This window comes from Vallitalea okinawensis (assembly GCF_002964605.1).
Taxonomy (GTDB): domain Bacteria; phylum Bacillota; class Clostridia; order Lachnospirales; family PQDH01; genus Vallitalea_A; species Vallitalea_A okinawensis.
Genome location: NZ_PQDH01000005.1, coordinates 220,428 through 236,881 on the forward strand (window position 1 = coordinate 220,428; position 16,454 = coordinate 236,881).

Below are 16,454 nucleotides of genomic sequence, written 5' to 3' on the forward strand. Positions count from 1 at the left end.
ATCCATCCTTTATTCATTCATAGTCAATCTTTTAAAATTAGTTTAGCATAAGAAAAGAAGACTTTAAAGCTCTACCTTAAAAGTCCTCTTCTCTCATTCAGCTTATCAATAGAATAAATCTATTTAACCATCCACCTCTAAAACCCTAATATATTAACCCTTTTTGCTTAAGGAATCTAAGTATATAGATGGCTGACCATACTCTATTGTATGTGCCGAACTGATGTGGCCAACCACCATCATCTTCTTGATTTTCTTTGATCAGGTTAAGTGATATATCGTAAACACGATCTGGAATCGGCATATCATCTTCAATCATCCCCATCACCTGCTGCCAACCAAATTCACTTTCTTCAGGCATCAATATCTTCATACTCCATTCCATAATTCTGGGAGTCTCTTGTAAATGAGGTAGTAACGCAAACGCACTGGAATAAGCCACAGCAGACCAAAAGTCATTTTTAGGAGCTACTTCATCAAATATTTCTACTAAATAAGACTGTGCTCCTTCAATCATCTTCTTATCCGCAATATTGAGGCGTAGTAACCACTTAAGAGTCACACCTGTCTTAAACTCTGGATAAATACCTGGTCCCATGTATGGGGGATGAGGGTATGCTAGAACGCCTTCTGTGTCATCCCACATACCATTTTCGTGTTGAGTCTTCTTTAAATAGTTAAGGGTACTCGGAAGCAACTCAGATTCACCCAGTTCAAATTTTGATATATACCCAAGAGCTGCTGCTGTTGTAAATGGTGAACTTATTGCTCCCGGATACTCAATTTCAAGTCCATTAGCCCATCCACCATCAGGGTTCTGATACTTTGATAGCTCATCTAGTACCTTCTCCTTACTACTTCTACCAGCCACATAGTCCAAACATACCTTTTGAAGATCAGTACTGTTATCAATAATGTACTTTTCAGCCTTTTCCATTAGTTCTCTCATCACTATAAAACCTCCTATTAGTTAATTTATAGTTTAATCATAGGACCTATAGTTACTAGAGGGTCAAGGATATTTTTACTTTTTTCGTAGAGATAATATAACCTCTGTCACGTAGTTCTCCTCAATGCTTGTACTAGTTGCATCAATAATATATTTCTCTGTAGTCGGAACAACATATTCGTATCCCTGTTGATCTATCCAATCAAGAACTTTTCCATAGGACGCGGGTAGTTTAGAGTATTGACCTTTATGTAACATAGTAGCACCTAGAAATCCACCATACTCCCTTATATTAGGGCATTCCGATAAACTTCCTGCTATTGGCATACAAACCTCAATATCTGCCTTGCTGAAGTCATATTCAGAATAATGATCATAAAATATAGCCATTAGGGGACCAACTCTGTATAACTTGTATTTATCCATTAATGCCCCTAATTCACTGAATCTCTTAATGAAACTACTGGGATTATTGGCGCAATGATATCTAGTGAATAAAACAGGCATGGTAGGAATCGTTTTAATTTCAATTCCATCTTTGTTGTCTTTCTTTAAATCCCCTTTTTCACCTAATTGGCTACTCAGCGCTAAGTTATTAATATCCATCTCTAACTTTTCACGTAAATAGTCTAGTTCCCTGATGTTCTTTTTTGTTTCCAGCAATTTATCTTCCAGTTTCTTATGAAGTGTTTCCATGTTCTCACCTTTTGCTAGGTGACGTATATCTTCTAGTGAGAATCCTGATGCCTTGTAATGTTTGATGATGTTAAGGTCAAGTACTTGTTTCTTAGAATAATATCGATAATTATTTTGAGTATCCACTCTTTCAGGTAAGAGTAATCCAATTTCATCGTAATATCTCAATGTCTGTATAGGTATATCACACATCTTAGAAATCTGCCCAATAGTGTATAATTCATCATAATCTTCTATCTGGAACACCTCCCCACTTTAGGTATATTATATCACCTAACACCCTTCAAGTGGTAGTCCCTTTGATTATTCAACTTCGCGAAGTCGCTCAATGATGGTTGCCTTATTAATGATTGAGAAGACTATTATAGGAATCGCTATAGATATAACTGCTATTAGAACTACTACTATGAAAATTGAAAGCAGGAATCCCCCTGTGTTAAAGCCACCAAAGAAGGGTATGAGAGATGTACTTATGGAGGATAAAAATCCCAGCGGAATAATAAACAGTACCGCGATAATGGTATAGTACATACCCTCGTATATTAACATTTTCTTTAATTGCTTCTTGGTCATGCCCATACTCTCTAGCATAGCTAGCTCCCTCTTTCTAGAAATGATACTGGTCATCATGGTGTTGGTCATATTTAAAAAGCCGATAATACCAACGATCAATGAAATAGTCAAGCCAATCATCATGATACCTGACTTCATTCTTTCATTTTCCCTAATCACTTCACATTTAGATGTAAAATATATTTGAAAGTTACCACTCTTATTAATGATACTCTGAATTTGATCATTAGCTTTCTGTAAATCACTATCCACCTTCACCATGATTTGGGAGATTAATTCATCATGATTCGCATAGATTTCTTCAAATACAGTATCACTGATTGTAATAATATCCGTCTGCCCTCTCCAATGATCTAAATTCTCAACGACAGCCATTACTGTAAACTCCTTTTTAACATATGTATCTGAATCCGGTAGATAAAAGGATAATGTCATTTTATCACCAGCCTTGATAACCCCATTTCCATAAGTTATTCCATTCTCTTTATTGGCATCACGGCAGAAAATCAGGTAATCTCCTGAGGCAAATTGCTTACCATCTACAACACCATCCAAAACCTTATCATAGGCTACCTCCTCTTCGATGATATCGGCACTTATTCCTGTTACTCGCGTCTTGATATTACCACTTGGAGCAATAAAACTTCCCTGCCAGTCTGGCATACCAGCCTCTCGGTAGCTTTCAAATTCATCTCTTAGAAGACCTTGGTTCTTTACCTCTCCTCTAAAATTATTCATTAATACATAATTGCCATCATCCATTAGATCTTCATCGTTATTCGAACGCGCCAGATAGTATTTATTAATTTCAGTAACAAAAGGAAGTTCTTCAAGCTGATTATAAGTATCTTTACTAATGGGCTGATACTCTTCTTGCTGCCACCAAACTACGTTATAATGCATAATTTCAAAGTCTGCCTGCATCCGTTCCTCTGCATCTTTCACAGGATCTAGACCAACAGAACCATTAAATGCAAAAATAAAAATAATAGCACTCAATGAGATGGAAGCAATAACTGAAATAGCCTTACCCCTATTTCTAAAAATGTTGGTTAACGCCATACGATGAAGTCTTCCACCCCTTCTTGTATTCTTAAGCTTCTTATTATAATCTTCGACGCCAGTATAACAAACAGCCTCAATAGGAGATATTTGCCCTGCAACTTTCCCAGGCTTTTTACAACTGATATAGACTGTTAAATAAGAGAATAGGATAGAAAAAATAAAGATTAATGGGTTAGCAGATATAATAACATACTTATCAAGTACAGTTTGAGTCATTAAGTGGGGAGTAAAAACTACTCCAATGATATAGCCTAAAGCAAGACCAATGGGTATTCCGATGAATGATAACATCAAAGCTTGTTGGTTGATCATCTTCTTTACTTGCTTAGGTGTTGTTCCAATGGTTTTCAAGAGCCCATAATAACGAATATCATGCACCACTGAAATATAAAAGATATTATAAATTAATAGATAGCCACTGAGCATAATAAGTATGACAGCCATGATTGCTGGAATGGCTAAAGCCAAAACATCTGTCAAACTGATGATCATTGTCGACGGATTCTGAAAATCAGGATCAAGCCCTACACCCATTATTCCTAAAGAGTCAGCTATTTTACCCATCTCTGCCCACCCTTCATCTTCCGTACTCATTGATGTAAGGCTATTCAATTTCACATAAGCTTCGTTGCTATTGTCGGGTAAATGGGGATTGTATTGTGTAATAAAATCCTCCCCAGTAAAAATCTCTGCATAATTAGATGAAGGAGGTACTACAGGATCAAAGTAACCACAGAGTATAAAATCAAAGACTTTAATAACTTCTTCTCCATTTTCTATGACAGATGCTTTCAATGTTATTTGCCTCCCCACTTCATATGGAAGATCAAATAGATCAAGTACAAAGGTAGGCATTAGAATCTCATTAGCATTCTTTGGATAATCCCCTTCAACTGGTATAACAAAATTCATCTGAAACATATCCTCATCAGCATATTTAAGATATACTTTATTACCTACTACCTGTTCTGATTGGATATATGTTGTACTACAATCACGAAGTAACCCCGATTGATTGATATCCTCTGATCCTTTTAATACCTCATATTGATCTAAAGTAACCACGAAACTACCGTGGCTGTCTACACCTTTCCCCATATCCAGATAGTTCTTGGCACTTTTGGCTAAGCTTATACCAGCTGTAAAGCCAGCTGTTAACAGTACTGTTGTCAGCATGATAGCTAGAACAGCAAAGAGATTTCTTATACGATTAACCATTAGACTGCGCTTAGATAACTTTTGAATAATAGCTTTGTTATTGTTAGGAAACATCATCGTCCAGCCCCCCCAACGATTAAACCATCCTCTATTCGGATAACTCTATCAGCTAGCTGGGCAACCTCTTCATTATGGGTAATCATAACAATGGTTTGATTAAATTTCTGGCTAGTCACCTTCAATAATCCAATAACTTCTCCACTGGTCTTACTATCTAGGTTACCAGTTGGCTCATCAGCTAATATAATCGTTGGTTTTGTTGCTAATGCTCTAGCAATGGCTACACGTTGTTGTTGCCCACCTGAAAGATTGTTGGGCAAATTGTTGAGTTTCTCTTCCAACCCTAATGTCTTGATGATAAGATTTACATGACCTTCATCAACTTGATTGCCATCAAGTTCTATAGGCAGTGTAATGTTTTCATAGACATTCAATATGGGAACAAGGTTGTAGCTTTGGAATACGAAACCAATATTTCTACGACGGAAAACGGTAAGTTGTTCATCATTCATATCGAAGAGATCCTTATCCCTCACATATACCCTGCCCTCTGTAGCTTGATCAAGTCCTCCAAGCATATGTAAAAGAGTGCTTTTCCCACTACCTGATGTCCCTACAACAGCCACAAATTCACCCTCATTTACTTCTATATCAACTCCATCAAGAGCTTTAACTTGATTCCTTCCATCACCATAATACTTCTTGAGATGATTTGTCTTCAAAATAACCATATGCACTCAACTCCATTTAAGTTTTGAGTTTAGTATAACAACTACTTCTTACAATCTTATTACAACTGCTGATTTTTCTCAACCCAATGTACCAGAACTTTCTTCACAACAATAAGTTCTATTATGGTATAATTGATTTTGATATTCAATAGGATCAGGTGATGAAATGAAACAACTATTTAAAAGAATTGCAGCTATCGGAGCAATCTTATTTTTAGCTCATAATTTTCTATCATTTACGGATATTTTTTTTGAGGAAGAAAATCTCTACTCACCTAAGAATATCTCCCTTTGCTTAACTATTGCTCTATTATGGTCTATAATAAAATTTTATTTACCTGTAAGAAGCTTCAAAGGATTTGAGAAAAAGATTAATACAATCCTTCCCTTTTCTATGGAAAAGTGTGAAGAGCTTCTGGCACATGTTTTAGAAGATAATCATAAACTTTCGTATTACGATAAAGCCCGTTGTATTTTGTTCATGTCCAATATAAACAAAGAAAACGGTAACCTTTTTGATGGTGAAATAAACATTTTAAAACTAAATTATCTTCCTCTTAAAGGTAAAGAAAAAATAGATGTCTACTTAAATGCTTCTCTATTCTATTATGGTTATAAAAACGATCAAGCCCTTAGACTTATTAAAAGTGTCTTTCCAGAAGATATTGAAGTTCTAGACAATGTAAAATTTGCAACCTCTGATTCAAAACAAACTAACTTATTGAACATTGTACATATTTACTATGAGAACAACAAAAAAGACGAAGCAATAAAACTCTATACTGAGTTATTAGATAAAAATATGTGTAATCGAAATGCTGAGTTAGAAGAAGTTCTTGGACTTAGATAATAGAATTTGAAAATATATTCAATTATGACATATTGCTGTCATGTATTGTGTTGTATCATTCTTATATACTTATTGAGGAGTGATACGATGAACTATGAAATAGTTGAATTAGAAGACAAAAGCGTTATAGGTCTTCTTACAAGAACGACAAATGAAAATATGCAAGCTGCCAATGATATCGGTATGCTTTGGCAGAAGTTTATGTCCAAAGAGATTTATTATCAAATTAATCATCGAATCAACGCTGATTTTATAGGTCTATATACGGATTATGAAAAAGATTATACAAAACCCTATAACTTTATGGTTGGTTGCGAAGTTAGCGAGATCGACAATTTGGATGCATCACTAGTATCCAAAACTATCAAAGCTGGCAAATACGTTAAGTTCTCCATTACTGGACAAGCTGCTGTCAAAGATGCTTGGGAAGAAATTTGGACCCTTCATTTAGATAGAAAATATGAGTCAGACTTTGAAGTCTATGAGTATACTGATGACTTAAGTCAACAAAGAATTCATATTTATATTTCAGTCCAGTGATAGTAATTGGGTGTATATGCCTAAGCTAAATAATTAGCTCCTTCTTTGCACATAGGATAATATCTACCCCATTTAACAAGAAAGAGCTAGTTTTTTTAACTTTATTTAAGGCTCCCTATCTAATACTCTCACAATGCAGGTATCAGTAATCCCATTATATGTTTCGGCAACTATTATTGCTGTTCCTACTCCAATAGCAGTTACTTCTCCTGTGACTTGATCTACAGTAGCTACATTCTTATCAGTACTGACCCATACAATACCGGCTTCATCTTCATCAATTAAACTTGGTGTTATTTGGGTTAATAAATTTTCCACATCACCAATATTTAAAATTATTTGGGATGGTTCTATCAATATCTCTTTAGGTTCTTTAAGCGCTGATTCCAATACTCTAACAGTACATGTATCTGTTTTCCCATTATATGTCTCAACAATTATTTCTGCAGTACCTATACCAACAGCAGTTACTACTCCAGCACATAAATCTACTGTAGCTACACTTTTGTTTGTACTGACCCAAACTATATCTATATCTTTTTCATTAATCGAAGCAGGTGTAATGTCTAAGAGTAAATTCTCCACTTCATTAATATGTAAAATTACTTGTGCCGGCTCAATTGATATTTCTTTTGGTTCATTATTCAATACAGTAATAATACATGTAGCCAATTTCCCATTGTATGTCTTAGCTGTTATGATAGCTGTACCTTTTCCTATTGCGGTTACTTTTCCTGACTGCCGATCTACCTTAGCTACGCTCTCATCAGAGCTAGCCCATATTATATTAGCTTCTTCTACCTCAACTGAGTTTGGATCTATATTTACAGTTAATTTTTCTTTTTCATTCGTGTTTAACACTATTTGTGACGGCTCAATAAATATATCTTTAGGTGATTGTGGTTCAACTACGGTTACATAGAAGTAAACTATATTCTCGGCTACGATTCTATCGTCATCATAAGCCGCTACCCACATCTTATAATATGTAGATTCCTCTTGAAATTCTAAATTATCAATTTGATAGCTCTTTTTATTCGTTATATCATCAATGATTATATCTTCTGTATTTGTATCTATAATTTTTATTCTATAAGCATCGTCATCACGACTATATCCCGAATAGGTTATTTCTAGTTTCTCATCTCTAACTAATTTAACTAAATCGTTATTTGAGGGGGCTATATTGCTCATCTGTACATTTAGAATAATATCCACTTTACCAGTTGCAACTATATGGTCATCATCATCCTTAGCATCAACATTGATTTGATAGGAACCTTTTCCTCCGATATCCTCAATTGCAAAGGATTTTTCTTCATATGTGGTATAATATTCTTCAAAATACTGCGTATCTAGATTGGTTATACGAACTAAATAACTCTCTGCATTATCTGCTTCATCCCAAACTATCCAAAGTCTATCATCTATATCAAAATGCTTAATATTATTTTGAGTAGCATATAAAAAATTGATTTCACCAATCTCCTCTGAGAGTGATTCAAATCGACTACCGACTATCAAAATTATTGATATAAATAACATGATACATAATCTTTTGCTAAATGTTCTATTCATGTTTCACCTCGACTATTTAAGTATATTCTGAAATTGTATCTAGTCATTTTATATCTTCTACTACAGTTCATCACAATTATTTTATTCATTATATCATTAAGACCAAATTTTGTATATATTCTAAAATTAAGTCTGTTAATTATCTTTTACAGAAGTGGTAGAATGGAAAGTTAACGAGACATAACATTTTAAGTATGTTATTTATCATCTCTTTATTTCTGTCTCTAAGTATGGTGTAAAAAACTCAAGATATAGTTGTTCCTTATCTTCACTGATGTATTTTCTAGCCACGTAATCACTTGCCTCACTACTCATGAACTGAAGCATTGCTGCAACAATACCATAATCGCCAGTTTGATCGATATAACTCTTCACTGTATCATCAATCCCATTAGTACTCATGTATGGACGAATAGCGTAAATACAACTAAAGTCATTACTCTTGTCAATGTAATCCTTCACCAATAGATCGACTTGTTCCGTACTCAAAAAGGATACATAAACCATAGCACTATATATATCACCAGTATTTGTTACTACTTCTATAGCCATGGTGTAATAATCTGTATAAGGTTGAGACTGTGTGGATTGGTTATTCTCAAGATGATCTTGATTCATATATGGTAATGCGGCCTCTGCTTGCTCGTAATTACCCGTTTTCTGAATATACAGAGCAACTACCTCTTCTACGCCTTGTGAAGTCATGGATGGAAACAAGGGTTCAACGTAACTCCAATTTCCAGTTTTCTGCATAATCTCTAAAGCCTGTAGATCGATTTCGTTCTTTTCCATAGCGCTACAAGTTGTATTCTGCTTTGAAGCCTCAGTTATACTACTGACATATCGAACTTCTACTTCAGGAACAGAAAATACTTCTGCAGATACAGTTGAAGTGCTTATTGTTCCAATTAACATGCTACACAACATGCTTTTTACTAGTCTATTCTTCATACTGATTGACCTCCTTCATCCATTTTGATATTTTCTCCATGCTACTGTCACTCATAAAAGGCATTAAACCAACTATGCTTTCCTCATCTTCAGTATGAGTCATATAGTCGATAACAACCTTATCAATTGCATCTGTACTCATATATTCATAGACTTCGTATACTTTTCTAATTTCCTTTGTTTTACTTATGTACTCAATAACTAACTGATCAACTTGACTTTCATCCATGAACTCAAATATTGCTATAGAACTATATATATCTTCAGTTTCATCAATTAACTCATAGGCCAATGCTTCGTATGTTTTGTTAATTGATTGTGATCCTTCAAAATTGATTCCCCTCTTGGTATTATCCATATATCTAGCTGCAGTTCTTGTCCTATTATAATTTCCTGTCTTTTGTATATAGAGTGAAACAACGTCTTCAACACCCTTTGAGGTCATATGCTTAAATAGGGGTTCAACATACCTCCAATTACCAGTCCTTTGCATAATCTCTAATGCACATCTATTTACATCATTTCTAGTTATTAATTCCTGATAGGATTGGTCCCCCTCCTGCACTGCAGCATTCATAGGATAAACACCAATCCATAAAGAACTCATAATACATACACACGCTAGTATAATTGATATCAAACTATTTGATTGAGTTCTACTAGTAAATTTGTTTATCGCTATCAAACGATCCTTTAATAATTGACCATCTTGGCTCAGATTCATGGAGATAATTTGATCATTATACGCTCCTGCTATTTCCAAAGAATAGATAAGCGTGTCTCCATAAGCTTTCTTATTCTTTTCATCTTGCAATGCCAGTAAACTTTCATCACAGGCAAACTCACAAATCTTATTAATTTCTTTAGCAATCAAGTGTACAATAGGATTAAACCAATGAACACAAAGAGCTAATTGCATTAACCACTTATAGATAATATCAAACTTCTTTTGATGCATCAGCTCATGCAGAAATATGTATTGTAAATGTTCTTCAGGTATTTGTGCTTCTGGTATAATAATAAAGGGTTTAAATACACCTATGAGCATGGGAGAACTGATTACCTTATTGGTATACAGTTGTGGTTGTACTTTAATCCCTACTTCTTTACATACTTTAGAAAAGAGTATTAATGTATCACGATCTCTTACTAACTCTCTACCTGACTTCACATAACCTATGAAACTTCGATAGCAAGTGACTTTCTGGATTAACAATATGAGCATAATCATGAACCAAATCAGAAATAAATGATTATAAATAAATAGGACAACATCTGATACTACTGTCTTTGATGCAATTTCGTTGGTATTTTGAAGTTTATCGTAGGGTAGTATTCTGTCATCCTCATTAAGGATAGTATTTTTTATATCTTCTGTAATGGCCAGTTCTTCTATATCACTATAAACAGAATTCATTACATTAACTTGTGGTGTGTAAGGTACTAATAGACGTAAAATAACAATTAACCATATGTAATATAGCCATGCTTTAGAAAAATGCTTCTTTATGATTGGCGTCGCTGTAAATAGGATTATAGCTATAATACTTGCTGAAAGAGACATGGCTATTAATACTTCTATTGTATCGTTCATAGCATTAATCACCTTCTTGCTCCCAAAATGATTTAAGCTCCTTTATATCATCCTTGGATAAAAGCTTGTTTTGAAACAAGCTAGCTACAAGATTTTTTGCATTACCCCTATATGTTTTCTTAACAAATTCCCTTGTCGTTTCCTTCATGTATTCCTCTTGACTAACTGCAGATAAATAGTAGAAGACTTTTTTTCGCCCCATTTGGGTGTTTTCTTTCTTTTCTTGAACTAGAAACCCTTTTTGGTTCAGTCTCCGAATAAGGGTTCTGACAGTAGAGTTCTCCCACCCCATATTCTTATTAAGCTTTTCAGTAATTTCAATAGCAGACATTGAACATTGACTTTCCCACAACACTTTTATGACTTCAAGTTCAGAATCGGATATTTTATTGATTTGAAGCATACATACACCTCCAAAATATTCGTTACACTTGTAACTCATGTGTATAATATTACACTTGTAACGAATCTATGTCAACTATTATTTTCCAATATTAAGTTAAAACACTGTGTAATTATCAAAGTTAGTTTGATAGGATGAAGATATACGAATAAATTCTCTGAGATGAATATTTCATGATTTGCTATTGTGAATACGAAAAAAGGAGCAATTGGCTCCTTATTGGTGATATATATATAAATTATTCAATATGATAGTTAGCGTTATTTTTTATCTTCTTCAACTCACGATTCACCTTAATGAAACGAACTACACCAATTATACCAATTATAAAACCTAATGGTAATAAAAAATAACCAATGTATTGGATAATTAGAATCTCAAATAACTTAATAAAACCAGCTCCCGCAGCAATAATGCTTAATGCTGTACGTACATAAGCTAAAAAAGTTCTTTCATTTGCCAAAAAAGTTCGATCGGTAGCTAGTAAGTCACGTAATATAAGGGATTCTCTTTCAAATGCATAAACTTCTGCGTCTTTTTTGATATTTTGTATCATCTAACAACCTCCACAGCTCTTCTAGATTTATTAATTTCTATAAATCCAATCTGTTGTCCATTATAGCACTTTTTTCTTGGATTGTTAATACAAAGTTTCTGGCAAGACTAGTCCATATGCTAACTAAGTCTAAGTTTAGTCAGTATAGACGATTTCTTTTAACAAGAAATTAATTATTCTGCTTATACATATAATAAGACGTTCCAAATATGATGATATACCCAATAATGCTTAATCCATCGGGAACACTATCAAAGATAATGATGCTAAATATTCCCGAAAATATAACGCTAAAATAATTATAGATTGAGACTTCTTTTGCAGGTGCTAATTTATAGGCTACTGTTACACCTACTTGGCCAATACCTGCACATAATCCTGCCAATATTGCATAGACAAGCTGAGTACTTGACATAGGTGTGTAGTTTAAAATGACATAAGGCCCCAATATCACAGTGGTAAAGACAGAGAAATAGAATACTATTAAAAGTGGGTGCTCTCTTCCACCTAAAGCTCTTAAAGTTGTATAGGCTCCTGCTGCAAAAGCAGCACCTAAAATAGCGACTAGATAAGGTATTACACTTACATTGAGTGCTGGCTTCATTATAAATACAACACCTATGAATGCAACGATAATCATTAGTAATTGTTTAAGTGTAAGTTTTTCATTTAAGAAAATCCAACAAAATATAATCAAGAAAACTGTGCTCAAACGGAAAAGTGTGTTGGCATCAGATAAAATCAGATTATCCAAGGCATAGTAATTGAGTAAAATACCAACTGTTCCAAGAATAGAGCGCATTAATAATAACTTATGATGTTTAATATCTTTAAATTGAAGATTACTGACTCTTAGCATGATAAAAGAGAAAATCATGATGGTGCTGGTTCTAAAGATTGCTTTTTGTATAACAGGTATATCACCTGTCAATTTAACGAAAACACCCATTAAAGAAAAACCAAAAGCTGAAATCAACATGTATAGTATACTTTTTTGTTTATTGGTCATTAAGACTCCTCTTACTTCCGTATTTTTTCTAGTTATTATATCATTACTGATATTTTTTATCAATCTTCTATAGATACTACAAAAGAATTGGACAGTAGTAAAAATAAATATATTCTATTGTATAAGTACTGAATAGAAAAAAGAGACCTCATCGGTCTCGTTTTCCTATAATAGATCTTTTCTAAGCTCAGCACTACTTTTAGGAGATAGATATGCAAGTGGTATATCAAATACTGTTTTAGCACCGCTTATACCTTCCTTAGCCATTTTATAAGCTGCTCTAGCATAAGCCACAAGTACACTGGCTGTAAATTCTGCATTACTATCTAGTTTAAGTGAGAATTCAACTAATTGCTGATTACCTTCTCCTGTTTCACCTGTTCGGAAAACAAAACCACCATGTGGCATTTGTCCATGGTTTGCATGTAACTCTTCTTCGGATATAAAGTGAACGACAGTATCATAATCAGCAAAATAGTTTGGCATGGCTTTGATTGTAGCTTCAATTTGACTTTGATCAGCACCTTCTTCAGCAACTACATAGCATTCTCTCAAATGTTTTTCTCTAGTTGTAAATATAGGATTTTCTCCATTCCTCACTTTATCAACAGCATCTTTTATAGGAATTGTGTATTGTATTCCATTTTTTACACCCTCAACTCTTCTTATCGCATCAGAATGACCTTGACTCACACCTTTACCCCAGAAGGTATAATCCTGTCCCTGAGGTAATATGGATCCAGCTATCATACGAATCATGGAAAATAAGCCTGGATCCCAACCTACAGATATAACTCCTACTTTTCCAAATGCCTTTGCTGCTTCATCTACTGAAGTAAAATATTCAGGTATTCTAGCATGGGTATCAAAGCTATCTACTGTATTATATAGGGTTGCTACTCTGGGACCCTGTACTGGTAAATCTGTTGCTGAACCACCGCATAAAATCATAACATCGATAGCCTGTTGATAATTATCAATCTCATCCATATGTACTACATTTGCTTCTTGTGTCTGAATATTTAATGTCTCTGGTATTCTTCTAGTAAACACTGCCACAAGTTCGATGTCATCATTTTGCTTAATAGCAGCTTCAACACCTTTTCCTATATTACCATATCCAACAATACCTATTCTTATTTTATTCATCCTTTGACCTCCAACTTTTATCATGATAATTGGAACATACCACTCTTAACCTTAAACATACTTTAATAGTTTAAAGTCGTACAGTATCTATCCAATTATAACATAAAATACATAAAAAGTGATATAAATCAATAAAGAACTATACTGCAATCCTTAAGATTACTGTTTGTCCTAACCTTCTCTATCCATGTGAGTGCTAGTCCTTATCAAGAGCTTTTAGTTAGCTCTGTGACAGACACTTTCAAAATATTGTTCAGAATTAAGTAGTCATTGACTTATTGTAAATAATCCGTTTTCTTGTTTGAGAAGGCTTTTCGCCAACATATTTAATATACATCCGATTAAAATAACTTTGGTTTGTAAAACCACATTCTTCAACAATAGAATTGATTGGAAGGTCAGTTGTAGAAAGTAAATTAATAGCTTGTTGAATACGATATAATGCTAATAGTTGAGTAAAGGAACTACCTGTAAGTTTTTTTATTACACGACAAAAATGATACTTATTTATATATAGTGCAGCTGAAATACCGTCAAGAGTTATTTTTTGATGGTATTTTTCTTTTATATACAACCACATTTTATCAATAATTTCTTTGTTAATCTGGCTAATTTCTAAGTACTCATGATTGATGTATTTGTTGTAACGAGTTAGAAGAATTAAAAGTTTTTCGATTTCAGAAGATATACAGATTTCATAACCGATTTTTTTCTCCATATACTCTTGTAAGATTTCTGTAATTGACTTTGTTAATCTTTCATAATCAGGATAAGATGGATCTATAGATACGGGAAAGCGATGTTCTCCTTGTAAAAAAGGAATTATGTATTGTTGGTAATGGATACTTGTATTAACTTGAGTAATAATTTTTTTATCAAAGACAAAGGCATAAAATTCTCCTTCAATATTATCGAATGGTTCAACTGAATGTAATTGATATAAGTTAGAAAAGTAGATTTCTCCTTTAGTGGCGATAAAGGTATCATTCCCAATTTTAAGATGCATACTACCTTTGCTAATATAGATGATTTCAAAACTTTCGTGATAATGAGGTAATAAGCGCTTGTTCTTATTAATTGGATTTTTGTAGATACTAAATGGGAAGGTCATATCTTCGTGTTGCTCAATAGTAAAACATGTATGTGCTTTCATAATTCCTCCTATCTTGAAATCAATATTGTATTAGTTTTTGCAAATTATCGCCTTGTGAGCTAAAGTTTAAGACAATATAATACTAACATAGTCGTGAATGAATAACAAGAAACAGAGTAGTACGATATTACACATCACAATTGAAAAGGAGATTATTATGGAAAAACAAATGATTCAAGATGTAGATGAAGTAAAACCTTCTAATTGTAAAATTAAATTGAAGGATTATTGTGTCAAAGATTTTAGAGGCAAAATTAATAAGAACAAATTAATCACTCAAGTAGAAACAGTCCTAACGCACATAAGAGATAGAGGGGTGTTATACCAAAACGGTAAAGATGTAGTAACAGGTTATGCATATGGTGAATTATACGACTGGGATTTATATTTTGAAATGCTATTTCTATCCTATTTCGGGATTTCAAAGTATTGCAGGAATGGTGTTGAAATGTTCTTGGATCAACAACATGAAAGTGGTTTTATTGCGAGAACGATGGGTAATGAGTATCCAAAACCAAGGCACCACTTCAAGCCGTTTTTAGCTCAAACAGCCCTTCTTGGTAGTCGACAAGAAAATGATTATCGTTGGCTTAAAGGCAAATATTATCACCAATTAAAGGCATATCTTGAGTATTGGTTCTGGCAGTGTGATAATGATAAAAACGGTCTATGCTATTGGGATGGGTCAGATCACAGTGGTATGGATAATCAGAAATTAAGATTAGGTTACGATGGGGTTATGTTATATGAAGGTGTTGATCTGAACTGTTATCTTGTTAGAGAATTACTGGCAATGTCTGAATTGGCAGGAGAATTAGGCTATGAAGATGATGTAATAGCATATTCAAGTCATGCAAAAGAGTTAACTATAAAAATTGATGAAGTGTTCTGGGATGAAGAAGATGGTTTTTATTACGATCGTAATGAGAAGACTGGGGCTTTAAATAGAATTAAGTCTATTGCTGGGTTTATGCCTCTATGGTTAGATGGGATTAAACCAGAAAGAATAGAGCGTATTATTAAGGAACATCTACTAAATCCAAATGAGTTTTGGTTAGAATATCCCGTAGCAACTTGGTCTAAAGATGAAGTTGGATATTACCAAGAAAGAGAAGATGGAGAATGTACTTGGATGGGAGCAACATGGATACCTACCAACTATATTATTGTGCAAGGGCTTATTAAACACGGTTATCAAGAGACAGCTAAACAACTCGCTGAAAAAACTTTTGAATTAGTTATTAGTGAATCAAGCACAAGAGAGTATTATAATGGTGAAACAGGTGTAGGTCAAGGACTAAATCCATTTTGGGGCTGGAGTTCACTAGGTTATATCCTGCCCTTTGAATTTGAAGAATCCTATTCACCAAGTGAGTTAGCACGTAAGGATTTCGTAAGATTTAGTGATGTGAGTATAAGGTTCTAATTGATAATGAGAA

General features: G+C 33.8%; 15 protein-coding genes. 3 read left to right on the forward strand and 12 right to left on the reverse strand.

The genetic code is table 11. The annotated features are described in order from the left end of the window. Window positions 1-145 precede the first annotated feature (145 nt). From C1Y58_RS15420 to C1Y58_RS15435, 4 genes are all read right to left on the reverse strand, one after another. Window positions 146-952, reverse strand: a complete 807-nt coding sequence (locus tag C1Y58_RS15420) for a prenyltransferase/squalene oxidase repeat-containing protein (protein WP_157950125.1) — start codon at window positions 950-952, stop codon at window positions 146-148. A gap of 72 nt (window positions 953-1,024) precedes the next feature. Continuing rightward, window positions 1,025-1,891: a MerR family transcriptional regulator gene (locus tag C1Y58_RS15425; protein WP_105616977.1), complete on the reverse strand. Its 867-nt coding sequence runs from the start codon at window positions 1,889-1,891 to the stop codon at window positions 1,025-1,027. A gap of 57 nt (window positions 1,892-1,948) precedes the next feature. Then, entirely contained in the window at window positions 1,949-4,558 is a 2,610-nt protein-coding gene (locus C1Y58_RS15430) for an ABC transporter permease (RefSeq protein WP_105616978.1), read from the reverse strand. After that, window positions 4,555-5,232 (reverse strand): ABC transporter ATP-binding protein, encoded by a 678-nt coding sequence (locus C1Y58_RS15435; protein ID WP_105616979.1) that lies wholly within the window; start codon window positions 5,230-5,232, stop codon window positions 4,555-4,557. The genes C1Y58_RS15430 and C1Y58_RS15435 overlap by 4 nt, the downstream gene beginning before the upstream one ends. A 166-nt stretch (window positions 5,233-5,398) precedes the next feature. Between C1Y58_RS15435 and C1Y58_RS15440 the strand changes: the two genes are divergently transcribed. Together C1Y58_RS15440 and C1Y58_RS15445 are read left to right on the forward strand one after the other, a co-directional pair. Then, window positions 5,399-6,082 (forward strand): hypothetical protein, encoded by a 684-nt coding sequence (locus C1Y58_RS15440; RefSeq protein WP_105616980.1) that lies wholly within the window; start codon window positions 5,399-5,401, stop codon window positions 6,080-6,082. Window positions 6,083-6,169: 87 nt separating this feature from the next. Next, window positions 6,170-6,622: a GyrI-like domain-containing protein gene (locus C1Y58_RS15445; RefSeq protein WP_105616981.1), complete on the forward strand. Its 453-nt coding sequence runs from the start codon at window positions 6,170-6,172 to the stop codon at window positions 6,620-6,622. Window positions 6,623-6,727: 105 nt separating this feature from the next. Here the strand turns inward: C1Y58_RS15445 and C1Y58_RS15450 are convergent, their stop codons facing one another. The 8 genes from C1Y58_RS15450 to C1Y58_RS15485 all read right to left on the reverse strand — a co-directional run bounded on the left by C1Y58_RS15450 (window position 6,728) and on the right by C1Y58_RS15485 (window position 15,015). Continuing rightward, on the reverse strand, window positions 6,728-8,200 hold the full coding sequence (locus tag C1Y58_RS15450; protein ID WP_105616982.1) for an Ig-like domain-containing protein: 1,473 nt from the start codon (window positions 8,198-8,200) through the stop codon (window positions 6,728-6,730). A gap of 204 nt (window positions 8,201-8,404) precedes the next feature. After that, window positions 8,405-9,151: a hypothetical protein gene (locus C1Y58_RS15455; protein WP_105616983.1), complete on the reverse strand. Its 747-nt coding sequence runs from the start codon at window positions 9,149-9,151 to the stop codon at window positions 8,405-8,407. Then, on the reverse strand, window positions 9,141-10,745 hold the full coding sequence (locus tag C1Y58_RS15460; RefSeq protein WP_157950126.1) for a M56 family metallopeptidase: 1,605 nt from the start codon (window positions 10,743-10,745) through the stop codon (window positions 9,141-9,143). Before C1Y58_RS15460 ends, C1Y58_RS15455 begins: the two co-directional genes overlap by 11 nt. Before the next feature lie 4 nt (window positions 10,746-10,749). Next, a complete protein-coding gene (locus C1Y58_RS15465; RefSeq protein WP_157950127.1) occupies window positions 10,750-11,148 on the reverse strand; it encodes a BlaI/MecI/CopY family transcriptional regulator in 399 nt (132 codons plus the stop codon). Window positions 11,149-11,386: 238 nt separating this feature from the next. Continuing rightward, window positions 11,387-11,704 (reverse strand): DUF202 domain-containing protein, encoded by a 318-nt coding sequence (locus C1Y58_RS15470; protein WP_105616986.1) that lies wholly within the window; start codon window positions 11,702-11,704, stop codon window positions 11,387-11,389. Between the two features lie 169 nt (window positions 11,705-11,873). Then, on the reverse strand, window positions 11,874-12,713 hold the full coding sequence (locus tag C1Y58_RS15475) for a DMT family transporter (RefSeq protein WP_105616987.1): 840 nt from the start codon (window positions 12,711-12,713) through the stop codon (window positions 11,874-11,876). 165 nt (window positions 12,714-12,878) lie between these two features. Continuing rightward, window positions 12,879-13,862 (reverse strand): diaminopimelate dehydrogenase, encoded by a 984-nt coding sequence (locus C1Y58_RS15480; protein ID WP_105616988.1) that lies wholly within the window; start codon window positions 13,860-13,862, stop codon window positions 12,879-12,881. Window positions 13,863-14,121: 259 nt separating this feature from the next. After that, window positions 14,122-15,015 (reverse strand): AraC family transcriptional regulator, encoded by an 894-nt coding sequence (locus C1Y58_RS15485; RefSeq protein WP_105616989.1) that lies wholly within the window; start codon window positions 15,013-15,015, stop codon window positions 14,122-14,124. A 157-nt stretch (window positions 15,016-15,172) separates the two neighbouring features. On the opposite strand from C1Y58_RS15485, the gene C1Y58_RS15490 reads away from it, so the two are divergent. Further along, window positions 15,173-16,441 carry an MGH1-like glycoside hydrolase domain-containing protein gene (locus C1Y58_RS15490; protein ID WP_157950128.1) on the forward strand — a complete coding sequence of 423 codons (1,269 nt, stop codon included), beginning with the start codon at window positions 15,173-15,175 and terminating at the stop codon, window positions 16,439-16,441. The last annotated feature ends 13 nt before the right edge of the window (window positions 16,442-16,454 follow it).